This is a genomic window from Stenotrophomonas sp. YJH_SMC_127 (assembly GCF_059372445.1).
On sequence record NZ_JCAFVO010000013.1, the window covers coordinates 37820 to 60364 of the forward strand.

Sequence of the window (22545 nt, forward strand, 5' to 3'; positions counted from 1 at the left end):
TTCTCCTTGAGCCTCGTCGTTTAGCGCGTCCGTGCTGCAGCAAGAACATCGCGAACAGCATCTTCCATGCGTTTCCAGTCTTTCAAGAAAGCTCTCTTGTAATGCAGGGAGATGGATAGGCTGTCAGAGATATCGACAAAGTAGTGAACGCATCCGGCAGCCACAGGATCGTCCAGATCAATGACCTCGTCCTGCGTCAGGCGCACTCCGTCCCCCAGGAACGTTGCGCTATCGCACTTGATGAAGCTTGTCAGTCCCCCAGCACCGTCCCGTGCAACATACCAGTCGCGCTCGAATGCCGGATTGCGGACAGGCGGCTTCCCATACCGGGCCTCGTACTTCTTCGCGTACAACACCATCTTCGCTTCATCGATTGCATAGGGCGTCAGGCCCAAGGTCTCCGGCTGTGCAACGCGTTGATCGAGACGGTCCCTGGGATCCTCCCTTTCCACAGAACCCTCCTCCGTGATGGCTTCATTTGAGGAAAGCCTTGAAAGCGAAGTCTCAATTGGAATGCGATCGATGTAGTTGATACGAACAGCAATCTCCTTCCGGAAATCATTCGTACGCGGATTGGCCCGGGCACCCGGCGGCGTCGGCTTCATGTCCGGCCACTCGATGACCAGCGTCACGCCCTCGCCGGGCCACGGTGCGATCTGGCTGTCCAGGTAGTTGGCCGGAATGCGGAAAGTGTTCGGCCCGAGCTTCACGTCCACGGGCGCATCGGTATAGGTGTGGCCGTTGATCGTGCGGCCGGTCTGGGGTGCGCCGGACATGGCGGGATTCCTTTCGTGTTCGGTGGACGGCGGCCGTGCACACGCGCTGGCACTCGTTGCGACGGCGAGTGCAAGCGTCAGGCAACGGCCGGGGGACATCACGTGCATGGGCATTCCATTGCAGGGTTCCAGCGCCACTATAGGGAACCGGGCGTCAACGGAACAGGAACCGCGTCGCAGCCCTTCACGGCACCAGGCAGCGTTCCACCTGCAGCGACAGCGCCTGGCAGGCGTTGAACAGACCTTCGACCACGGCGGCGGAGGGACAGCAGGCAGGATCGTCGTTCTCCCGTGCCACATGCGCGGCATGCAGCACCGCGGTCAACGCCGTGATGCCCGAAACGCTGCGGGTCGCCAGGGCCATGTCGAAGGCGCGGCCGGGGCTCAGGCACATTTCACTCCAGGCCTCGCCATCAGCGCGCAGGTTCCTGCCGTGGCCTTTCAGTTGTGCAAAGAATGCCGATGGGGTGACGAACTCGGCTGATTCGCGGAGCGCGTCCTCCAGCGTTTCGGCCAAGGCAGCGGGAAGATCAAGTACAGCGGCACCCAGCAGCGCGTGCAGGCGGGGATGGTCGGGAAGACGTTCGGGCATGACGGCAACCTCACGATGTGGCCACCTGCAGATGCAAGGTGGCGGACGGTGCGGGTTGGCGTGCCGGATACGTACCGCTAAAGCCGGCGGATCGGAAGATCCCCACGCACCGTCCACCATGAGCCGGTAGGCGGTGCATTGTCGCGGTTGCAGCTTCGGCTGCAATCGCGACCGGTAGCGGTACGTAAGTTCGGGACGCCAATCCCGGCCAGGGCGAGTGCCTTGGCGCGGCGATGATGGGCGCACTCCATCGCCGAAGCAAAGTAGGAAAAGTCCGCGCTGACGCGTTCCTACGCTGGTTGCGTCACGGGATGGCGAACCGTCCACCGACTGACGTGCTTCGTTGATACATCGCGCCTGCCTGCGCGTACTACCCAACGATCACATCGAGCCGAACGCGACACGCCGACCATGGCGATCGCGCAGAAAGTCGCAATACGCACGGCCTCCGCCTTCAGCTCCAGCACAGACGTTCCGCGCTGGATACACACCGGGAACGCTTGCATGGAGGAGCCCACAGGCACATTCGAGCGCGATCTGATCACAACGAAATTTCTGCGCCAGGCCATTTCCGTACGAGATCCGCGAGGTGAAGACTATAGTCGCCGACCTCAATGGATCAGGAGCTCATTATGGAATTCACTTCCTGGCGCAACATTCTTGTTGCTGCTGGCGTGGCGGTCGCACTTTCCGTGGCCGCCTACAACGACCATCACCGTCATGCCCTCACTGACGGTGCCGAGGGGCGCGATGCGGTGGGCCTCGTCACCGAAGTGCATTGGGATGAGAAAAGGGGAAGAAAGAGCAACTTCGTCCTGAATGTCGAGTTCGAAACCGAAGACGGCCAATCACGCGTCGAGAAGATCGCGGTCTCCAACGACCTTGGCAATCGGATGCGTGCCACCGACGAGGCGGAAGAGATTGATATCCGCTACAACGCCAAAGACCCGTCCGTGGCGATGGCCGTTGGCGAAACGGACAACTCCCTGCTGTTGTTGTGGCTGGCCATCGCCTCCGGGCTGGTCACCCTGGCGCTGCTGGCCACCCGGGTGGTGCAGGGCCGGAAAGCGCAGCCGGCCTGACCCATCCAGGCGCGAGCGCATCCAGAATGCGCTCGCGCAGGACCAAAAGTGTCTTCAACGCTGGCAATCGTCTTCCGTGCTTCCATGGCCACGATAGGTTTCACCCCACTCGCGCATGGCCAGCAGCACCGGCACCAGCGTGCGTCCGAACTCGGACAGCTCGTATTCCACCTTCGGCGGCACTTCCGGGTACACGTGGCGGATCACCACGCCGTCGGCTTCCAGCTCACGCAGTTGGCTGGTCAGCATGGACTGGGTGGCGTTGGGCACCCGCCGCGTCAGTTCCATGAAACGCCGCTTGCCCGTCATCAGGTGAAAAAGAATGATCGGCTTCCACACGCCGCCGATCACCGACAGCGTGACTTCCACGGCACAACCGCTCTTGCCATCCCAACGCTTGCTACGCATGCATACTCCGGAAAACCATAGTACCTACGGGAAATCATCGTTCTTGTTGCGATAGAGGCGCGAGCCTAGCATGGCCTCATCCGGTGAATGTGAGCCCCTCCATGACGTTCAAAGCACTGCTCGCCCGCAAGACGAACAACCAGGTTTCGACCGAACTGGTCGATTTCGATGAAGCCAACCTGATGGACGGTGACGTCCTGGTGCAGGTCGAGTACTCCACGCTCAACTACAAGGATGCGCTTGCCCTCACCGGCAAGAGTCCGGTCATCCGGACGTTCCCGCTCATTCCCGGCGTCGATCTGGCAGGCGTGGTGCTGGAATCCAGCAGGGCCGACTTCAAGCCAGGCGACCGCGTTGTGCTCAATGGCTGGGACCTGAGCATGGGCCACCACGGCGGCCTGGCACAGCGCGCCCGCGTGCGGGGTGAATGGCTCAACCGGATTCCCGGCAACCTGAGCACCCGCGACGCCATGGCCATCGGCACCGCTGGCTATACCGCCATGCTGTGCGTACTGGCCCTGGAACATGCTGGCGTGACGCCCGACAAGGGCGATGTGCTGGTGACCGGCGCCAACGGCGGTGTCGGCTCGATCGCGGTGGCGATCCTTTCAAAGCTGGGCTATCGCGTGGTGGCCGCTACCGGGCGCCCGGAGCATGCTGAGTATCTGCACAACCTGGGTGCGAGCGAAATCATCGACCGCGCGCAGCTTTCGGAACCGCGCGACCGGCCGGTGAGCGCCGAACGCTGGGCCGGCGTGGTGGATGTGGCCGGCGGCCCTACCCTCGTCAACGCGATCGCCGAGACCAAGTACCGCGGTGCCGTAGCCGCGTGCGGCCTGGCGCAGAGCGACGCGCTGCACGGCTCGGTGCTGCCCTTCATCCTGCGCAACGTGACCCTTGCGGGCTTGGATTCGGTGAACGCGCCGCAGGACGTTCGCCAGCGCGCGTGGGATCGCCTCGCTACCGACCTGGACCCGCAGAAGCTGGAAAGCACGGTGCAGCTGATCGGGCTTGCGGACGTGCTGGACGTGTACGAGAAGATCATCCCCGGTCAGGTGCGCGGCCGCATCGTTGTGGATGTAAATGCCTGAGCGGATGACCGCAACGGGGCTCGATGGATGGGTGTAGATGGAGGGCTGCAACGCGCCTTCCATGCTGCAGCGAATGGTGAACCTGCCGTGAAACATGCGGCGCGGCAGTGGTCTTCGGCCATCGCCGGTCGCATACGCTCAGGCTCCCACCGCCGCTGGACTCCCGACATGCCAATGACCGCATTCGCGCTTGCCGCCGCACTTTCGGGCCTGCCCGACATCGACTGGGAGCGCCAGCGCGCCGAGGACGCGCACCAGCTCATGCTGTGCCAGATCCATCGCGATGAGTTGCAGCAGGCCGAGGGAAAAGACGATGCCTACCAGCGCGCAAAAGCGGTCTGCGACCTGCTGGCGCGGGACTACAGGAACAGGTGGGATTTCGACGCACAGGATGCACTGGCGGCATCGGCGGTGGATCTGGATGAGCTGATCCGGCGTGGCGACGCGGTTGAAGTCCCCCCTGCAAAGCGGGATCGTGCCTACGAGTGATTCAGCAACTGCTGATTCAGCAACTGCCGCTGGCGCTGCCGGTTTCCGAACGCCTAAGGGATCCGGCCCGGCGCCCGTGCCAAACGCAGGATCCCATCCGGCGGAATGACGGTGCCATCATCCATCACGATCAGCATGTCGGAAACTTCGCCCTCGTGCCCTTGCTTCGCGGTGGTCACCAGGATCCTCAATGGATCCGTCCGGATATCGTAGCCACCACCGATGTGCTTCAAGGTTCCCACGCGGTCCCAGTCGATATCCATGGCCAGCTCCTGGATCCAGACGCTCCATGATGCCATGCGCCAGGCAATTGGGTGGGCAGCAATGGACGGCTCCCGCACTCACCCCGCCCGCGTGTGAAAGGCCACATGCAACGTCAAGGCCCCTTATCATGCGGGCTTAGGGGCTCTACATGCCCGGTTGACGCTTGCAAGGCAGTACCTGGATGTCTATGGAATGGCGCCCCTCGATCTGGGGCCAACGTGTGACTCGTTCGCCACACTGGTGGCTGCGGCTGGATGGCGAAAGCATCGAGCTGAACGTCGCCGGTCAGCAATACCGGCAACGCTTGGATGACGATCACAGCGTGCAGGTCATTCCAGGGCTTTTCTGGTCGCGGGTCGAGCTGAAGACAGAAGGCGCACTGAGGCTGTCGGTGGACGGGCTTGCCAACGCGCAGGCGTCCCGGCTTGCGGCGGCGCTGCAGCAGGTGCGCTTTGCGCGCACCACACGCGGGCGCAAGGCTCTGTTTGACACGATCCTGGCGCAGATCCAGGCGTGGTTGAGCGCCGCGGACGCCCTCATCGATCGCGGCCGTGCCGGCCGCCGCTGGATCACCCACGAACAGCAGCAGGCGCTGCTGGCCGAACGTTCCTCCCTGCCGCTGCAGCCGGCGGAGCTGGAGCAACTGTTCCTTGATGAAAGCGTGCATGGCGACCTGCATTCGCACAGCCATCGTGCTGCGCTGGATGCCCTGCACGACTGGCAGTTGGACTGGCCCGCCACCTGGGCCGAGGCCAACGCGACCATGGCAACGCGTGAGCGGGTGCTGGCCAAGGACTTCCTGGACCGGGTCGAGAGCAAACCGCTGACCGAGGAACAGGCCCGTGCCGTCATCTGCTTCGACAACCGGGTGCAGGTCGTGGCCGCGGCCGGCTCTGGCAAGACCTCCACGATGGTCGCCAAGGCCGCTTATGCCATCGATCGTGGCTTTGTCGAACCCGAACGGATCGTGATGCTCGCCTTCAACAAGGACGCCGCCAAGGAGCTGGAAGCGCGCGCACAGCGATGCTTCGACCGGCTCGGCATGGGCGATACCGTGGTTGAGGCCCGGACTTTCCACGCCCTCGGCCTGTCCATCATCGCCAAAGCCACAGGGCGCAAGCCCGATATCCCGGAATGGGCGGTCGACGCGACGCTGGGCTTCAACAAGCTGGCCGAACTGGTGGACGACCTGAAGGACCGCTCGACCCACTTCCGCACCCAGTGGGACATGTTCCGCCTGGTGTTCGGGCGCGACCTTCCGCCGTTCGGTGCCGACATGATGGCCGATGGCTACGACCGCGATGGCACGCCCTACATGCGTACCCTGCAGGGTGAGCGGGTGAAGAGCCTGGAAGAGTGCGTCATCGCCGACTGGCTGTTCTACAACGGCGTGGCCTACGACTACGAGCGGCGCTACGAGTTCGATACCGCGACAGACACCCACCGCCAGTATCGTCCGGACTTCTACTACCCGGACGCCCGGCTGTATCACGAGCACTTCGCGCTGGATGCCGATGGCCAGCCGCCGAAGCACTTTGCCAACTACAGCGAAGGGATGCACTGGAAGCGCCAGCAGCATGTGGCGCGCGGCACCGCCCTGGTCGAGACGACGTCGTTTGGCCTGCGCAGTGGACAGGCCCTGCAGCATCTTGCCGAGCGGCTTGGCGCGTCTGATGTCGAGCTCGACCCGAACCCGGACCGCGAGCTGCCTGATCAAGGCGCCAAGCCGATGCCGGACGCAGACCTGATTGGCCTGATGCGCACCTTCATTGCCCATGCCAAGAGCAACTGCCTGACACTGGACGATATGGCGGCGCGCCTGCGGCAGATGCCCGAGGATCAGTTCAAGGAACGCTACCGGCGCTTCCTGGAGATCGCCGGGCCGGTTTTCCAGGCCTGGGACAACGCACTGGCTGACGAGCGCAGCATCGATTTCGAGGACATGCTCAACATGGCGGCCGGGCTGCTGGAACAGGGCCACTATGAATCGCCCTACGAACTGGTGATGGCCGACGAATTCCAGGACGCATCGCGCGCCCGCGCGCGCCTCTGCCGTGCCCTGGTCAGCCAACCGGGCCGCCATCTGTTTGCGGTGGGCGATGACTGGCAATCGATCAATCGCTTCGCTGGCGCCGACGTTGCGGTGATGACTGGATTCCGCGAATGGATGGGCCATGGCCAGGTGCTGAAACTGGAGCAGACGTTCCGCTGCCCACAGGCACTGTGTGATGTGTCCAGCCGCTTCATCAGCCGCAACCCCGCGCAGATCGCCAAGGAAGTTCGCTCTGCTGCGCCGGCAATGCGCCCGGTGCTGCAGGCGTTCCAGATGAACCGGCGCGAGGAGGTGCAGGATGGCGTTCGCCAGTACCTTGCGAAGCTGCACCAGCAACTGTTGTCAGGTGCGGTGCCGCAGGGCCGCACCGGGCGCGTGACGGTCTTTGTTCTGGGGCGGTATCGCGCGGATCGCGGTGCGATGCCTTCGGATTGGAAGACGGCCTTCGGCAGCACGATGGACGTCGAGTTCCTTACCGCACATCGATCGAAGGGGCGCGAGGCGGACTACGTGATCCTGCCGGGCATGATCAACCGCAGCTTCCCGAGCCTGCGCGCGGATGACCCGGTGCTTTCGCTGGCAATGCCGGACGGCGATACCTATCCGCTGAGCGAAGAACGGCGCCTGTTCTATGTCGCGCTGACGCGTGCGCGACGGTCGGTCGCGATGTTCACCCTGCAGGGCAAGCACTCGCCATTCCTGGATGAGCTGGTGAAGGACGGGGCAGTGGAAGTAACCGCGATTTCAGGCGCGGCCATCCACGATGAGCGCTGCCCGGTGTGCAAGGTGGGCGTATTCGTGGACCGGAATGGGCCACATGGGGCTTTCCGGTCGTGCTCGAGTTACCCGTTGTGCCACAACAAGCCAACAGGTGGGCGTCGGGGCTGAATGCCGCTCCCTCCACATATGCCTGCCTGCATCAGGGCACATAGGCACCGTCTCGGTTTCGCCCCCGGCACGATGCGCGCCATGGCGTTTCCGGAAGCGAAAAAGCCCCGGCAGGACCGAGGCTTTTGTCTGGAGGGTGGCAAGGTTGCAGGGTATCGCAAGGTCCCCACACGTCCCCGCCGCGCCCTGCTACGGGATAATGCAGCCGTTCAGACGCAGGCATTGCATATAGTTGCGGGTACAGATACTCAAGTTTGTACCTGACGCCTCGCACGCAACGTATTGGACCTCGCAGACGGAACATGGGTCAGGGGCTTTCGCCGTGGCGCTGCTGATTCCAAAGGTCAACGCACAGGCCGCAACAGCAACAGAAAGCTTGAATCCAATCTTCATGCCATGACTCCGTTGGTCGCCCTCCTTGGGCATCCGAAGCCTAGCGCGGGTGTCTGGCACATTCAAATTGCCCGGCGCCAACGTCAGCGCTTGTGCACCTGCAACGATTACGTCCTTGAATGAAGCAATTCCCTGTTGGGTCAGAGGAATGCACCGGTTCATTCGTTCACCTGACCTTGGTTGCCGGATGGCTGGCCAGCAAGGGCCGTGGAAACAGAAAAGCCCCTGCTTCCAGGGGCTCTTCTGAACTTCTTGGCGGAGAGAGTGGGATTCGAACCCACGGAAGGTTTAACCCTTCGCCGGTTTTCAAGACCGGTGCCTTAAACCGCTCGGCCATCTCTCCAATCGGGTCCCGGTCGCCCGGGCAGCGCCGTATTCTCGCACGTGAAGGGCATTTGCCCAAGACCACCTTGCCCCTGCCCTCCGCATCCGGCACGGTGGGGGCCTTCACCGCACTCGGAGCCGCCATGGCCCATCTCGATCTGGCCAACCTGCGCACCTGCCTGCTGGACGACACCCAGCTGGCCGCTGTGGCCCTGCACCGCACCTTCGCCGGGCACCTGCCGGTCAGCAGCGGGCACGTGGTGGTCTGCGATCCGCTGGTGCAGGCCGAGGCGCCTGCGCTGGCCGACTACACCGCCCCGCTGGGCCGGCATCCGGTCGAGATCATCGTGCACAGCGGCCGCCCGGCGTTGGCCGTGGTCTGGTTCAAGCCACGCGAAGCTCTCACCGCGACCGCCCTGCACTGGCAGATGGCGCGCTGGACCACGCAGGACCTGACCGGACTGGATGAGGACAGCTTCATCGGCTACCCGGTCGACGCCGGCATCGGTTGCTTCATGGACACCGACACCCAGCAGGCGCTGCTGGCCCTGATCGAACAGGCCGATGGCGACGAAGAGAGTGAATGGTCGGATGCACTGATCGACCACGATGGCCTGGATGAAGGCGCCGAGTACCGCCCCTGGGGGAAGGACTCGCCGCATGGCCTGGTGGTGTTCACCAGCGGCTGGGGCGACGGTGTCTATCCCAGCTACTGGGCGCTGGATACGTCCGGCATTCCGGTCGCCCTGGTCACCGATTTCCTTTGCATCCAGGGCGGCGATGGGCGCGACGAGCGCGAGATTGCCGACCAGGCCTATCGCGACAACCTGCCAGCTGCGGAAGCCGAGGCGCTGGCGCGGCTGGTGGCTGCAGTAGAACGAGACGACGCGGAGGCATTGCAAACCCTGTTGGAGGATGCGCCGCAGCGCGCCAACCTGATCGAACCGGGCTGTGGCGGCACCGCCCTGTACGAGGCGATCCGCCTGGATCGTCCGCAGGCATTGCGGGTGCTGTTGCAGGGCGGCGCATTGCCGGCAATGCCCGAACGCCTGCACATGAGCAAGGTGACCAGCTATCTGGACTATGCGCGATTCCTGAAGAAGCCGCGCAGCGCGGAGCTGATGGCGGTGCTGGAAGCGCCCGTCGTTGCAGCCGGACCGCCACCGGCCGCACCGCGACGCCGTAGTTTCTGGGACCGGCTGTTCGGCCGGAACTGATCGGCGCCGGAATACAGCAACGCCGGGCATGGCCCGGCGCTACCTACCCGCCTTCTCAGCCGGCATCCACCGCCAGCGCACCCAGTGCACTGGCCTTGATCCGCTCCTTGGCCTTTTCACAGGCGCCACCGCAATCCAGGCGCGAGGCCTCCAGCTGCGGCGGCAGGTGCTCGGCCAGGAAGTCGATGAACACGCGCACCGCCGGCAGCAGGCCGCGGCGCGAGGCGAACACGGCGTGGCACACGCCCTGCGGCAGCGACCAGTCCGGCAGCACCACTTCCAGCTCGCCATTACGCACGGCGTCGGCGCACACGGTTTCCGGCAGCATGGTGATGCCGAAACCGTCCTTCACCATGCTCTGCAGCAGCGGGAAGTCGAAGCCGGCCACGCGGGGCTGCAGGTCGACCCGGCGCACTTCGCCTTCCGGGCCATGCAGTTCCCAGCGCTGGCGGGCTTCGTCTTCGCTGATGCTGAGGGTCACGTGCTGGGTCAGCTCTTCCGGGTCCTTGGGGCGGCCGGCGCGGTCCAGGTACTTCGGGCTGGCCACCAGCAGTTCCTGCACCTGGCCGAAGCTACGCATCACCAGGCTGCCGTCGTCGTCCAGGCGCGAACGCACGCGCAGGGCCACGTCGTAGCCTTCGTTGATGATGTCCACGCGGCGGTTGCTGATGTTCAGCTGCAACCGCACCTTCGGATACTGCTCAAGGAACTTGGGCAGCAGCTTGGGCAGCTGCATCTGCGCCAGTGACACCGGCACGCTGGCGCGCACCACGCCGCGCGGTTCGGCGCTGAGGCGGTCCACCACTTCGCGTGCGGCCTGCGCTTCGGCCAGCATCGTCTGCGCATGGCGGTGCACGCTGGTGCCGACATCGGTGACCGCGAAACGGCGCGTGGAGCGCTGCAGCAGGCGCACGCCCAGGTCGGTTTCCAGCTGGCTGATGCGGCGGCTCAGTCGCGACTTGGGAATACCCAGCGCCCGCTCGGCGGCGGCAAATCCGCCGTGGTCGACCACCATCGCGAAGTAGTACAGGTCATTCAGGTCATGCATGCCCGAGTTCCATATCTAGAACAATACGTGGCATTCAATCACCTTTATTCCGCCTTTGCAACAACCTATCGTTCTCTCCGTCGGCGGGGCCACCCCGCTCCTTCCTCCCAGAACATAGGTGACTGCCATGAAGCTTCTGCATCTCGACGCCAGCGTGCTTGGCGACAACTCCGTCTCGCGCCAGCTGTCGGCCGCCGTGGTCGCCCGCCTCGCCAGCCAGATCGACGGCCTGCAGGTCGATTATCGCGATCTTGACGCCAATCCGGTACCGCACCTGCGCAGCAGCTCGCTGGCCAAGACCGACGCCGCTGAAGCGACCGATGCTGAACAGGTGATGCAGCAGTTCCTGGAGGCCGACATCGTGGTGATCGGCGCGCCGATGTACAACTTCAGCATCCCGTCCACGTTGAAGGCCTGGATCGACCGCGTGGCCGTGGCCGGCCGCACCTTCAAGTACACCGAGAACGGCCCGGTGGGCCTGGCCGGTGGCAAGCGGGTGATCATCGCCAGCAGCCGTGGCGGCATCTATACCGACTCGCCGGCCGACTTCCAGGAGCCGTTCCTGCGTCAGGTGTTCGCCTTCATGGGCATCAACGAAGTCGAGTTCGTGCGCGCCGAGGGCATCGCCTACTCGCCGCAGCACCGTGAAGACGCCATCGCCGGTGCGCTGGCGGCGCTGCCGTCGCACGAAGCGGCCGAAGCCGTCGCTGCGTAACGCGTTCCAACGTTCGGCGCCCCTCTCTCCTCGTCTGGGCGCTGAACGCGGGCCGGGATCCCCTCCCCCTCCCGGCCCACCCTGGCGGCCCCGCTTTGCGGGGCCGTTTTTTTGTGGCGTCCGGCCTGGGGTCTGCGCCATCCACGCATGGCGTGGATCTACTGCACGCGTGCGTGGATTCCGTGCCATGCGCGGCGCTCACCAGAACGTTAGGCTGGGGCGATGGATTACATCGTGACGGCTGCGCACCGCAGCGAATTTCCGCATCCGATCATCCTGCGCCGCGGCCAGGCGCTGGTGGTGGGCGAACGCTATGAAGGCCCGGAGGGCTGGGACGACTGGTTCCTGTGCGAGGCCGAGGGGCAGCAGCCCGGTTTCGTGCCGGCGCCGGTGATCGGTCGCGATGCGCAGGGTGGCGCGTTTGCCACGCAAGATTACTGCGCGCGGGAGCTGGATGTGGATCCAGGGCAGGTGCTGCGCGGGATGCGCACGCTCAATGGCTGGGCGTGGTGCGTGCCGGAGACCGGCGAACCGGGATGGGTACCGCTGGAGAAGCTGCGCGCTGTGGAGTGATCACGGTGGTTCATCCACGCATGGCGTGGATCTACTGTGGCATCGGCGAATTCATGCCGGGCGCGTGCAACATCCTCCAGTAGATCCACGCCATGCGTGGATGCGGTGCCATGCAAGCATGCCACCTACCCGGTCAGGGAATCAGGCGATGGTTTCCAGGCCGCCCATGTACGGGCGCAGGGCTTCCGGCACGGTGATGCTGCCGTCGGCATTCTGGTAGTTCTCCATCACTGCGATCATCGCGCGGCCAACGGCCACGCCCGAGCCGTTCAGCGTGTGCACCAGCTCCGGCTTGCCGGTGGCCGGGTTGCGCCAGCGCGCCTGCATGCGGCGGGCCTGGAAATCGCCACAGTTCGAGCACGAGGAAATCTCGCGGTAGGTTTGCTGCGACGGCAGCCAGACTTCCAGGTCGTAGGTCTTCACTGCCGAGAAGCCCATGTCACCGGTGCACAGCAGCACCTTGCGGTACGGCAGGCCCAGCTTTTCCAGCACCACTTCGGCGCACCGGGTCATGCGCTGGTGTTCGGCGTCGCTGTCTTCCGGGCGGCTGATCGAGACCAGCTCGACCTTCTCGAACTGGTGCTGGCGGATCATGCCGCGCACGTCGCGGCCACCACTGCCGGCCTCGGCACGGAAGCACATCGAGTGCGCGGTCATGCGCAGCGGCAGGCGCTCGGCGTCCACGATCTCGTCGCGCACGATGTTGGTCAGCGGCACTTCCGAAGTCGGGATCAGGTACCGCGTGGAGTCGCCCACGGCGGTCTTGAACAGATCGTCCTCGAATTTCGGCAGCTGGCTGGTGCCGCGCAGCGAATCGGCGTTGACCAGCAGCGGCACATTGGTTTCCTCGTAGCCGTGCTCGCCGGTGTGCAGGTCGACCATGAACTGGGCCAGGGCGCGGTGCAGGCGCGCGATCGGGCCGCGCAGGACGGTGAAGCGCGAACCGGACAGCTTGGCCGCGGTCTCGCCGTCCAGCCAGCCGTTGCGGGCGCCCAGTTCGACGTGGTCGAGCACCTTGAAATCGAACTGGCGCGGGGTACCCCAGCGCGCCTGCTCGACGTTGTCGTTCTCGTCGGCACCGGCCGGCACGTCATCGGCCGGCAGGTTCGGAATGCCCATCGAGATCGCTTCGATCTTCTCGCGCAGCTCGTCCAGCGCCACTTCCGAGGCCTTCAACTCGTCGGCGAAGGCAGCGACCTCGGCCATGATCGCCGAGACGTCCTCGCCCTTGGCCTTGGCTTGGCCGATGGCCTTGGAGCGGCTGTTGCGCAGGCTCTGCAGTTCCTGGGTCCGCACCTGGATGCGCTTGCGATCCGCCTCCAGGGCCTCCAGGGCAGACACGTCGAGCTCGAAGCCGCGGCTGGTGCGCAGGCGTTCAGCGAGGTCGGCGGGCTGGTGGCGGAGCAGGGCTGGATCAAGCATGGCAGGTGTCGTGGTGGGTGTCAGGAACGGGATTATCGCCTGTTATACGGATTTCTGCCGCCCGGTTCATTCCCGCCGTGGCAGAATCGAGCCATTCCGTACTGGTCCGGTCCATGTCTGCACCTCGCTCGTCGTCCTCCAAGTCGTTCACTGTGCATATCCCGCGCAACGCCCTGAAGATCGCCGGCATCGCCTTCGGCGTGGGCGTGCTGCTGTTCGTACTGGTGTGGTTGACCGGTCGCGACAAGGAGTTCTTCCGCGCCGACCCGGCCGCGCAGACCCCGCAGGAGACCGCGCAGGTCGAGCCGCTGCCCGAACCGCTGGCGGCGGCTGCCGGTTCCAGCGACATGCCTGATGCCAAGCCGGCCCCGGTGGAGGAAGACGCCCCGAAGCTGGTCGAAACCGCCCCGCCGCCGCCGGCGCCCATCGCTGAACCGGCCCCGGCCGCGCCGACCCCTGCGCCAGCCACCACCGGCAACAGCCAGCCGATGCCGATTGCCGGCCAGTCGCCGCCGCCGACCTACCCGGCCGCCGCCCTGCGCGCGGGCGAGACGGGCAGCGTGGTGGTACGCGTGGACGTGGATGCCACCGGCTATCCGAACAATGCCACCGTGATCCAGCGCAGCGGCTCACGCGAGCTCGACCGCGCCGCGACCGATGCCGTGCGGCGCTGGCGCTTCACCCCGGCGCAGAGCAACGGCCAGCCCGTACCGGGCAGCATTGAAGTGCCGTTCGACTTCAAGACCCAGTAACTGAACGTTTCCCGGCAGGCAAACTGAACCCTGCCGGTGACGTTGACGCAACGCTGACACTTGTCGCCGCCGCCCCGCGCAACACTCTGCCCGTCGTCCATTGACGGAAGGAGTTTGCGATGACCGCCACCACCCACGAAGACCTTCACTCGCCGCAGCTGCAGCAGGAATCCGGCCCGCAGCACAGGTCCACGTCGCCCTGGATGTGGATCGCGCTGATCGTGGCGATGTTTGCCGCCGCCCTGCTCTGGCTGCGTCACGCGAACCCGGAAGACGTGGCACCTGCACCGGTCGGCGAGCGCATGCTGCCCGCCCCCGAACAGGCGCCGGTGGCCGACACGCAGGCGCCCGCCGCCCGCCAGGCCGCGCCGGCCAGCGACCCGCGCCACCCCGCTCCTGCCGTGCGCAATCGCGAGGCACGTCCGCTGGCGGGCAACATCAAGCCGACCTATCCCGCCGCCGCACTGCGCAATGGCGTCCAGGGCAGCGTGATCGCCAGCCTGAATGTCGATACCCGCGGCCAGGTCACCCGTGCAGCGATCGTTTCGCGCACCGGCGAGCGCAGCCGTGACCTGGATCGCGCGGTGTTGAGCGCCGTGCAGAACTGGAAGTTCCAGCCGGCGATGCATGAGGGCCGTGCAGTGGCCAGTGTGGTGCGGGTCCCGGTGGATTTCCGTACCGAACAGCGTTGATCGCGGACGAGGGGTTCGTGATGTTTAGACGGAGGCTTCGGCCTCCGTCCTTTTATCTGGAGAGGCGTGCCAACCAAGGTTGGCACCTGCCGGGCGATGTGAGCGTGCCAACCAGGGTTGGCACCTACCGGGCGATGTGAGCGTGCCAACCAGGGTTGGCACCTACCGGGCGATATGAGCGTGCCAACCAGGGTTGGCACCTACCGGAAAACGCGATCCGCCGATCAGGCCAGGTTGAAGCCGGCTCTGCGCGCCAGGCCATCGAAGTCCGGGAAGGACGTGGCGACGTTGGCGATGTCGTTGATGCGCACTTCGCCGTCGCTGATCTGGCCGGCAATGGCGAATGCCATGGCGATGCGATGGTCGCCGTGGCTTTCGATGGTGCCACTCCCCAGCCGAGCCCCGCCATGGAGGGTGGCGCCATCCTCGGTCTCGTCCACCTGCATGCCCAGCGCGCGCAGGCCAGTGGCCATCGCCGCAAGACGATCGGATTCCTTCACCCGCAGTTCGGCAGCACCGCTCACCACGGTCTGGCCTTCGGCGGCGGCGGCGGCCACGAACAGCGCCGGGAACTCGTCGATCATGTCCGGCACCAGTGCTTCGGGAATACGCGCGCCCTTCAGCGGAGCGTAGCGCACCACCAGATCGGCCACCGGCTCACCGCCCTGCTCGGCCGGATTCTCTTCGGTGATATCCGCCCCCATCAGGCGCAGCGCGTGCAGCAGGCCGGTGCGACGCGGGTTCAGGCCGACCTGCTTCAGGCGCAGCTCGGAGCCGGGAATGATGCTGGCGGCGACCAGGTAGAACGCCGCCGAGGAAAAATCGGCCGGCACTACGATGTCCGTGGCGCGCAGGCGCTGGCCGCCCCGCAGGCGCGCCTTGCCCGGCGAGAATTCGATGTCCACGCCGAACGCGGACAGCATGCGTTCGGTGTAGTCGCGGGTCGGGTGGGGTTCCACCACGCGGGTTTCGCCCTGCGCGTACAGGCCGGCCAGCAGCACGGCCGACTTGATCTGTGCGCTGGCCACCGGCGAGGCGAAGTCGATGCCATGCAGCGTCTGGCCGCCATGCACGTGCAGCGGCGGCGTGCCGTCGTCCTGGGTATCGATCCTTGCGCCCATCTGCGACAGCGGGCCGGTGACACGGCGCATCGGGCGGCCGGACAGCGACTCATCGCCGATCAGCGTGCAGTCGAACGCCTGGCCCGCCAGCAGGCCGGCCAGCAGGCGCATGCCGGTGCCGGCATTGCCGCAGTCCAGCGGTGCCTCCGGTGCTTTCAGGCCGTCGATACCGACGCCATGCACGATGCGCTGCGACGGGCTGGGGGTTTCGATGCGCACACCCAGCTGGCTGAAGATGCGCGCGGTGGCGCGGGTGTCCTCGCCTTCCAGGAAGCCTTCGATATGCGAAGTGCCATCGGCCAGCGCGGCGAACATCACCGAGCGGTGCGAGACCGACTTGTCGCCGGGAATGGTCAGGCTGCCCTGCAGCGGCTGGCCCTTGCGGGCGATCCAGTGTTGCGCGTTGCTCATCGTTCGATCGTTCCGTAAACGCCGGCAGCGCCGGCGATGCATCAGGGAGCGGCGGCCAGGGCCGCCACAGCAGCACTCAGGGCACGGCCACCGGGTAGGAGCCCAGCACCTTGATCTGCGCCGAGTGCGCTTCCAGCTCGGCCAGCGCCGCCTGCATCGGCGCGTCGTCGATGTGGCCGGCCAGGTCGATGAAGAAGCCGTATTCCCATTTTCCGTGGTGCGACGGCCGCGACTCGATGCGGTTCATGCTGATGCCGTGGCGGGCGAACGGGCTGAGCACATCGAACAGCGCACCGGGCTTGTCATGGATGAACACCAGCACCGAGGTGCGGTCGTGGCCGGAGGTCGGGAAGATGTTGCGGCCCACCACCAGGAAGCGGGTGGTGTTGTCGGCATCATTCTGGATCGGCTTGGTGACCACCTTCTTCAGGCCGTATACGTGGCCGGCACTCTCGCCGCCGATGGCCGCTGCGTCGTCGGCGTTGCGCGCGCGACGCGCACCCTCGGCATTGCTCGAGACCGGAATCTTCTCGGCCTTCGGCAGGTTGGCGCGCAGCCACGCCGAGGTCTGCATGAACGACTGCGGATGCGCGTAGATGCGCTCGATGTCCTCGATGCGGCCGCTGCGCGACATCAGGAACTGCTGCACGCGCAGTTCCACTTCGCCACAGATCTTCAGGTTGGAGGTCAGGAACATGTCCAGGGTGATCTGGATGGTGCCCTGTCCCGAATTCTCCACCGGCACCACGCCGAAATCGGCGTTGCCCGCTTCCACTTCCTGGAACACTTCCTCGATGCTGGCCATCGGCAGGCCCAGCGCGGAGCGGCCGAAGTGCTTGAGCACGGCCTGCTGGCTGAAGGTGCCTTCCGGGCCGAGGTAGCCGATCTTCAGCGGCTCCTGCTGGGCCAGGCAGGCCGACATGATCTCGCGATAGACATGCACCAGCAGCTCGTCGCTGAGCGGGCCTTCATTGCGGTCCACCACCATGCGTAGCACCTGCGCTTCGCGCTCGGGGCGGTAGTAGTCGACAGCGGCGGCCAGCTTGCCCTTGGCCTTGCCGACCTGGTGGGCGAAGCGCGCGCGCTCGGCGATCAGGCTCTGGATGTCACGGTCGATCTGGTCGATCTTCGATCGCACATCGGCCAGCGCCAGCGGTGCCAGGGTGGGTGCCGGGTTCGAGGCGGCCTTGGCCTTGCCCTTCGCCTTGCTGGGCGCGCTGTCCTTGGCCGGTTCGGCCTTCTTCGGCGCCTTCTTGCTGGATTTGCTGCTTGCCATCGGAATTCCTTGTTGCGGGACCCGCACCCGACGGTGCGCGCCGTTCATTGCTCAGCCGTGACGCTGCTGGAAATCGGCCATGAAGGCGACCAGCGCCTCGGCCCCGGCCAGCGGCATGGCGTTGTACAGCGAGGCACGGATGCCCCCGACCACCTTGTGTCCCTTCAGCGCCAGCAGGCCGGCAGCCTTCGCTTCGGCGACGAAGCGGGCATCAAGCCCGGCATCGGGCAGGAAGAACGGGATGTTCATCCGCGAGCGTGCCGCATGCGCGACCTCGTTGCGGTAGAAGCCGCCGGAGCCATCGATGGCGCCGTACACCAGTGCCGCCTTGGCGGCATTGCGCCTGGCGAATTCGGCCACGCCGCCTTCGGCCAGCATCCACTTGAACACCAGGCCGGCCAGGTACCAGTTCCAGGTCGGCGGGGTGTTGAGCATCGAATCGCGGGCGACATGCGAGCGGTAATCGAAGATGTCCGCGCGCGGCTGGCCAGTGCGCTCGAGCAGATCGCGGCGGACGATCATTACTGCGATGCCGACCGGGCCCAGGTTCTTCTGCGCGCCGGCATAGATCACACCGTAGCGGCGTACATCCAGCGGCTCGCTGGCGATGGACGAGCTGAAGTCCGCCACCAGCGGCACATCGCCGGTATCCGGCACATCACGGAACTCGACGCCGTGGATGGTCTCGTTGGCGGTGATGTGCACATAGGCGGCGTCGGGCGAGAGCTGCCAGTCGGCGCGGGGCGGCAGCGTGCGGTAGCCGTCGGGCTCGCTGCTGGCGGCAATGTTGACGTCGACGTAGACGCCGGCCTGCTTGACCGCAGTCTTTCCCCAATGGCCACTGACCACGTAGTCGGCGCGCTGGCCGGGGCTGGCGAAGTTGAGCGGGATCAGCGCCTGCTGGGTGGTGGCACCACCGGACAGGAACAGCACCGCGTAGTCGTCGGGGATATCGAGCAGGCGGCGCAGGTCGGCCTCGGCCTCGGCGGCCACGGACATGAATTCCGCGCCGCGATGGCTCATTTCCACGATCGAGGCACCACTACCGTGCCAGTCCAGCATTTCCGCCTGCGCCTGGCGCAGGACCGATTCCGGCAAGGTCGCAGGGCCGGCACTGAAGTTGAACGCGCGCGTCATGTCACACCTGTGGGGCAAGACCCCTAGTATGCCGCAGTGCACCAGCCTTGCGGCCTAGTGCGGCAAGGGAAATTTGGTTTCATTGGAATCCATTCGCCGCCGGCGTGGCGCTGGTAGTCGCCGACCTTGGTCGGCGTACGCCGTCAGGCGTCATGCCCGCCGAAAAAGCGTGCCGACCAAGGTCGGCACCTACCAAAGCCGTGTGCTGCCAGGCGTCAAGCCCGCCGACGGAGCGTGCCGATCAAGGTCGGCACCCACCAGGGCGCGGACCCAGCGGATTCAGATCAGCAGCAAAGCCCCGGTAGTCGCCGACCTTGGTCGGCGTACGCCGTCAGGCGTCATGCCCGCCGACGAAGCGTGCCGACCAAGGTCGGCACCTACCAAAGCCGTGTGCTGCCAGGCGTCAAGCCCGCCGACGGAGCGTGCCGACCAAGGTCGGCACCTACCAAAGCCGTGTGCTACCAGGCGTCAAGCCCGCCGACGGAGCGTGCCGATCAAGGTCGGCACCACCAGCGCGCGGACCCAGCGGATTCAGATCAGCGCGCGCCGAACCAGAGCAGCAGGCTGAGCAGTGCGGCCAGCAGCAGCGCACTCACCAGCAGCCACGGCCAGCGCCGGACCCTGCGCGGCGCGGCCGGCAGCACCGGCGCCTGCTCGGCCTCGTGGCTGGCGTCGTCCTCGGCGGGCAGCGGCCGCCGGCGCGGATCGTGCGGCACTTCCAGCACGAACCGGTGCTGGCCATCGAACACGACCTGGTCGCCGGCCTGCAGCCAGCAGTGGCGCACGGCCACGCCGTTGACCCGGGTACCGTCGGCGCTGCCGAGGTCGCGCAGCAGCACGCGCTCGCCGTGCACTTCCACGCGGGCATGCTGTTCGGCGAAGGCCGGGTCATCGATGGCGATGTCGGCCTCGTTGCCGCGGCCGATCAGGCGGGCCCGCGACAGGGTGAAACTGCGGCCATGGTGCAGGCCGCCGACACCGCGCAGCAGTCGTTGCTGCTCGTCGCTTCCATCCTCGTTCTTCGGCGCAGGCGCCTGCAGCAGGCTCTCGACTTCGCCCTGCAGCACCATCTCCACGCCATCCACGTATACCGCATCGCCCGCGCGCAGCAGGGCCATCCGGCGCACCGGTCGACCATTGACGTGGATGCCGCGGATGCCATTGCCGACCTGCAGCCAGAGGCCGCGATCGTCCATGCAGAACTGGGCCAGCAGCAGGGCGCCGTGGCCGGCATCACCGAGCCGCACGCTGCCGTTGGCCTGGCGCACGATGCGCTGCACCCCGGGCCGCAGGGGCTGGTCGGGCTGTTGTTGCTGACTGAAGTGAACTAGCAGGTTCTGCACGCGGCGCAGCCTAGCAGGTTGGTCGCCAACGAAGAAGAACCCACGATGAGTGCTTGGCGCGGCGGCCCTTGATGCGCACAATGCTCGCCCTCTTTGATCATTCCCGCCCTGCGCCAGGAGCCTGCATGTCCACCATCGATGTCCGCCACGCCCACGCCCTGCCCGACGCACAGGCGCGCGCCGCGATCGAACAGGTCGCTGCCAAGCTGTCCGAGCGCTTCGGCCTGAAGTCGTCCTGGACCGCCGACGTCCTGAACTTCTCCGGCAGCGGTGTGGACGGTGCGATCGAACTGCAGCCGGGCGCCGTGCGCGTGACCGCCAAGCTCGGTTTCCTGCTGTCGGCGATGAAGGGCATGGTCGAAGGCGAGATCCAGCGCGTGCTGAAGGAAAAGCTGGGCTGAATCCTGGCGGCGGCCATCACGGCCGTGCAACGCCACCGCGCGCTACTCTCGGGGCAGGCCCAACTCCCACGGGAAGTGCGATGAACCACTACGAGAACGACGACCGCCGCAACGACGACGCCTCTTTCGGTGACCAGGCCGAGCGCTTCTCGCGCAAGCTCAGCGATTCGGCGCAACAGGTCTGGCTGGCCGGGCTGGGTGCGCTGGGGCGCGCGCAGGCCGAGGGCAGCCGCTTCTTCGACGGCCTGGTGAAGGAAGGCGAAGCCTGGGAAGCCCGCCGCCGTGAACGCAGCGGCGAACAGGGCCCGGGCTGGCGTGACAACGTCGAAACCTCACTGGACGAGGCCCGCGAGAAGGCCTCCGGCACCTGGAACAAGGTCGAGAAGGCCTTTGATGACCAGGTACAGGGCGTGCTCAAGCGCCTGCATGTACCCACTGCCGACGAGGTGACCGCGCTGGAAGCCCGCATCGATGCCCTGCACGCGCGCCTGGCCAGGCTGGAAAACCGGGCAGCTTCGGGTGCAGATGCCCCCGCCCCGGGCAGCCATCAATCGCCGGACAGCATTCCCTGAGCGCAATTGTTGCAATGCAATAAATTTTGATTGACAATCGCGAGCAACCCGCCAATCGCTTCGGCTGCCGTTTGTTCCCTCCCCTCACGGCTTCAGGATTGGCGGGTTTTTCGTGTCCGCCGTATACCGATCTGCGCGCTCCATCACGCTTCCTGTCAGGAACATCCTGACCCAGCCGGGCACCGCGACCTTTACACTGTCGCTCTCCGCTTTCGCCCCTTCCGCCCTACTCCTGCATGCTCCCCTGGATCCTGGCCCTGCTGTCGGCCCTGCTTACCTGTTCCCTGGCCGTTGTCTATCTGTGGTGGATCAAGCGGCGGCAGAAGGAGATGCAACTCGGCCTGCAGGCCCTGGCAGGCATGCACTGGCGCGAATTTTCGGTACTCGTCAAGCGCATGCTGCGCGAGCAGCGTGGCCTGCGCGAGCTGGTCGATCCGGCCGAAGATGCCCGCGAGCCGAGCAGCGACTTCCTGCTCAGCGATGGCCCCAATCAATGGCTGGTGTCGTGCAAGCACGGCCTGGCCTACCGCATCGGCACCGCCGCAGTGAACGAACTGGGTGCGGCCGCGCGCCTGGCCGGCGCCAAGGGTGGCGTACTGCTGACCGAAGGCCGTATCGAGCGCGACGGCCGTGGCGCCGCCGAGAAGCAGGCGGTTGAAGTGCTGGACGGGCCGCGCCTGTGGCCGTTGCTGCAGCCCTACCTCCCTGCCGATATCGAAGCGCGCGTGCGCGCCAGCGCCCGGCACGAAGCGCTGCGCCGCATTGCCATTGCCGCACTGGGTGCGGCCACGCTGGGGCTGCTTGTCGGCCTGGGTCTGCAGGGCCTGCATGTGGACGAGGCCGCGCCGGTTGCTGCGGCACCGGTGGTGGCGACGCCTTCGGCCGCGCCTTCAGCCGCACCCGCCCCGATCGAAGCAGTCCCTGCGGCCGCCCCCGCTCCCACGCCTGCCGTCGCCCCCGCGACCGACGCGCGCAGCAATCCCGACCCCGATGCCGCCACGCTGGAGCGCTTCCAGGCCGATCTGGCCCGTGCCCTGGCCGGCAAGCCCGGCATCGCCAGCGGGGTCTGGCTGACCCGGCAGACGCTGGCGATCAACCGCACCGGCGAGCTGGAAAAGGTCTGGCCGCAGGTCTGCGAGGAAGTGCTGCACTACCCCGCCCTGCGCAACGTGCGCATCCAGCTCAACGCCCGCCCCGGCGTGGATGAGCCGGTGCGCTGGCGGCAGTGCGCCACGTACTGATGGGGCTGCATCCACGCGTGGCGTGGATTTACTGAACCCCGATGCGCGACCCCTTGGTAGCAACTGTCTTGTCAGGGGCAGCCGAGGGCCACCTCGGCGTCCCGCTTACGGGCGTTTAGGATCACCAGCATTTTGCGCATGACCGCCACGAGCGCCACCTTGCTCGCTTTGCCTTTGGCCTTCAGGCCAGCGTAAAACGTGCGCAGTCTTGGCTCGTACCGGATGGCCGTCAGGGCCGCCATGTAAAGGGCTTCGCGTACCACC

22 protein-coding genes, 1 tRNA gene and 1 pseudogene are annotated in these 22545 nt (G+C 66.0%); 12 read left to right on the forward strand and 12 right to left on the reverse strand.

The features are described from left to right. Nucleotides 1-20 precede the first annotated feature (20 nt). Both AC5QAB_RS19925 and AC5QAB_RS19930 read right to left on the reverse strand, forming a co-directional pair. Nucleotides 21-884: a Smlt3025 familytype IV secretion system inhibitor gene (locus AC5QAB_RS19925; protein ID WP_041863587.1), complete on the reverse strand. Its 864-nt coding sequence runs from the start codon at nt 882-884 to the stop codon at nt 21-23. Between the two features lie 76 nt (nt 885-960). Further along, a complete protein-coding gene (locus tag AC5QAB_RS19930; RefSeq protein WP_049419600.1) occupies nt 961-1368 on the reverse strand; it encodes a hypothetical protein in 408 nt (135 codons plus the stop codon). Nucleotides 1369-2000: 632 nt separating this feature from the next. On the opposite strand from AC5QAB_RS19930, the gene AC5QAB_RS19935 reads away from it, so the two are divergent. After that, a complete protein-coding gene (locus AC5QAB_RS19935; protein ID WP_049415020.1) occupies nt 2001-2450 on the forward strand; it encodes a DUF3592 domain-containing protein in 450 nt (149 codons plus the stop codon). 54 nt (nt 2451-2504) lie between these two features. Here AC5QAB_RS19935 and AC5QAB_RS19940 read toward each other — a convergent pair whose 3' ends face one another. Continuing rightward, nucleotides 2505-2858, reverse strand: coding sequence for a winged helix-turn-helix transcriptional regulator (locus AC5QAB_RS19940; protein WP_049442490.1), 354 nt, complete (start codon nt 2856-2858; stop codon nt 2505-2507). Between the two features lie 101 nt (nt 2859-2959). Here AC5QAB_RS19940 and acuI point away from each other — a divergent pair, with 101 nt between their 5' ends. Both acuI and AC5QAB_RS19950 read left to right on the forward strand, forming a co-directional pair. Continuing rightward, nucleotides 2960-3949, forward strand: coding sequence for an acrylyl-CoA reductase (NADPH) (gene acuI, locus AC5QAB_RS19945; protein ID WP_262217584.1), 990 nt, complete (start codon nt 2960-2962; stop codon nt 3947-3949). 174 nt (nt 3950-4123) lie between these two features. Next, a complete protein-coding gene (locus AC5QAB_RS19950) occupies nt 4124-4438 on the forward strand; it encodes a hypothetical protein (protein ID WP_246864215.1) in 315 nt (104 codons plus the stop codon). Nucleotides 4439-4491: 53 nt separating this feature from the next. Here AC5QAB_RS19950 and AC5QAB_RS19955 read toward each other — a convergent pair whose 3' ends face one another. Further along, nucleotides 4492-4701 carry a hypothetical protein gene (locus tag AC5QAB_RS19955; protein ID WP_101766421.1) on the reverse strand — a complete coding sequence of 70 codons (210 nt, stop codon included), beginning with the start codon at nt 4699-4701 and terminating at the stop codon, nt 4492-4494. A 188-nt stretch (nt 4702-4889) separates the two neighbouring features. On the opposite strand from AC5QAB_RS19955, the gene AC5QAB_RS19960 reads away from it, so the two are divergent. Further along, entirely contained in the window at nt 4890-7643 is a 2754-nt protein-coding gene (locus AC5QAB_RS19960; protein WP_495233585.1) for a UvrD-helicase domain-containing protein, read from the forward strand. A gap of 646 nt (nt 7644-8289) precedes the next feature. Here the strand turns inward: AC5QAB_RS19960 and AC5QAB_RS19965 are convergent. Next, a tRNA-Ser gene (locus AC5QAB_RS19965) sits at nt 8290-8379 on the reverse strand. Nucleotides 8380-8503: 124 nt separating this feature from the next. On the opposite strand from AC5QAB_RS19965, the gene AC5QAB_RS19970 reads away from it, so the two are divergent. Continuing rightward, nucleotides 8504-9577: a DUF4241 domain-containing protein gene (locus tag AC5QAB_RS19970; protein WP_495233582.1), complete on the forward strand. Its 1074-nt coding sequence runs from the start codon at nt 8504-8506 to the stop codon at nt 9575-9577. Between the two features lie 55 nt (nt 9578-9632). Here AC5QAB_RS19970 and AC5QAB_RS19975 read toward each other — a convergent pair whose 3' ends face one another. Further along, nucleotides 9633-10625 (reverse strand): LysR family transcriptional regulator, encoded by a 993-nt coding sequence (locus tag AC5QAB_RS19975; protein ID WP_005410175.1) that lies wholly within the window; start codon nt 10623-10625, stop codon nt 9633-9635. Between the two features lie 127 nt (nt 10626-10752). Between AC5QAB_RS19975 and AC5QAB_RS19980 the strand changes: the two genes are divergently transcribed. Next, nucleotides 10753-11340, forward strand: a complete 588-nt coding sequence (locus AC5QAB_RS19980) for an FMN-dependent NADH-azoreductase (protein WP_014647610.1) — start codon at nt 10753-10755, stop codon at nt 11338-11340. Between the two features lie 222 nt (nt 11341-11562). Next, nucleotides 11563-11913: an SH3 domain-containing protein gene (locus AC5QAB_RS19985; RefSeq protein WP_414615041.1), complete on the forward strand. Its 351-nt coding sequence runs from the start codon at nt 11563-11565 to the stop codon at nt 11911-11913. Between the two features lie 141 nt (nt 11914-12054). Here AC5QAB_RS19985 and serS read toward each other — a convergent pair whose 3' ends face one another. After that, nucleotides 12055-13335, reverse strand: coding sequence for a serine--tRNA ligase (serS, locus tag AC5QAB_RS19990; RefSeq protein WP_495233583.1), 1281 nt, complete (start codon nt 13333-13335; stop codon nt 12055-12057). 113 nt (nt 13336-13448) lie between these two features. On the opposite strand from serS, the gene AC5QAB_RS19995 reads away from it, so the two are divergent. Beyond that, entirely contained in the window at nt 13449-14087 is a 639-nt protein-coding gene (locus AC5QAB_RS19995; protein WP_074724828.1) for an energy transducer TonB, read from the forward strand. Between the two features lie 119 nt (nt 14088-14206). Continuing rightward, a complete protein-coding gene (locus AC5QAB_RS20000; RefSeq protein ID WP_074724829.1) occupies nt 14207-14779 on the forward strand; it encodes an energy transducer TonB in 573 nt (190 codons plus the stop codon). A 224-nt stretch (nt 14780-15003) separates the two neighbouring features. Here AC5QAB_RS20000 and aroA read toward each other — a convergent pair whose 3' ends face one another. The 4 genes from aroA to AC5QAB_RS20020 form a co-directional block, all read right to left on the reverse strand. After that, a complete protein-coding gene (gene aroA / locus AC5QAB_RS20005) occupies nt 15004-16311 on the reverse strand; it encodes a 3-phosphoshikimate 1-carboxyvinyltransferase (RefSeq protein ID WP_495233584.1) in 1308 nt (435 codons plus the stop codon). Between the two features lie 76 nt (nt 16312-16387). After that, on the reverse strand, nt 16388-17587 hold the full coding sequence (gene pheA, locus AC5QAB_RS20010) for a prephenate dehydratase (protein ID WP_014647616.1): 1200 nt from the start codon (nt 17585-17587) through the stop codon (nt 16388-16390). Between the two features lie 51 nt (nt 17588-17638). Next, a complete protein-coding gene (serC, locus tag AC5QAB_RS20015) occupies nt 17639-18724 on the reverse strand; it encodes a 3-phosphoserine/phosphohydroxythreonine transaminase (protein ID WP_014647617.1) in 1086 nt (361 codons plus the stop codon). A gap of 536 nt (nt 18725-19260) precedes the next feature. Beyond that, a complete protein-coding gene (locus tag AC5QAB_RS20020) occupies nt 19261-20067 on the reverse strand; it encodes an FHA domain-containing protein (RefSeq protein ID WP_049407843.1) in 807 nt (268 codons plus the stop codon). 125 nt (nt 20068-20192) lie between these two features. On the opposite strand from AC5QAB_RS20020, the gene AC5QAB_RS20025 reads away from it, so the two are divergent. The 3 genes from AC5QAB_RS20025 (at nt 20193) to AC5QAB_RS20035 (ending at nt 22281) form a co-directional block, all read left to right on the forward strand. Then, nucleotides 20193-20468 carry a polyhydroxyalkanoic acid system family protein gene (locus AC5QAB_RS20025; protein ID WP_005417302.1) on the forward strand — a complete coding sequence of 92 codons (276 nt, stop codon included), beginning with the start codon at nt 20193-20195 and terminating at the stop codon, nt 20466-20468. 80 nt (nt 20469-20548) lie between these two features. Beyond that, nucleotides 20549-21040: a phasin family protein gene (locus AC5QAB_RS20030; RefSeq protein WP_032961659.1), complete on the forward strand. Its 492-nt coding sequence runs from the start codon at nt 20549-20551 to the stop codon at nt 21038-21040. A 236-nt stretch (nt 21041-21276) separates the two neighbouring features. Then, nucleotides 21277-22281: a restriction endonuclease gene (locus AC5QAB_RS20035; RefSeq protein ID WP_049407845.1), complete on the forward strand. Its 1005-nt coding sequence runs from the start codon at nt 21277-21279 to the stop codon at nt 22279-22281. A 71-nt stretch (nt 22282-22352) separates the two neighbouring features. On the opposite strand, the pseudogene AC5QAB_RS20040 reads toward AC5QAB_RS20035, so the two are convergent. Further along, nucleotides 22353-22545 (reverse strand): annotated as a pseudogene (locus tag AC5QAB_RS20040) (IS110 family transposase); the annotation flags it as partial.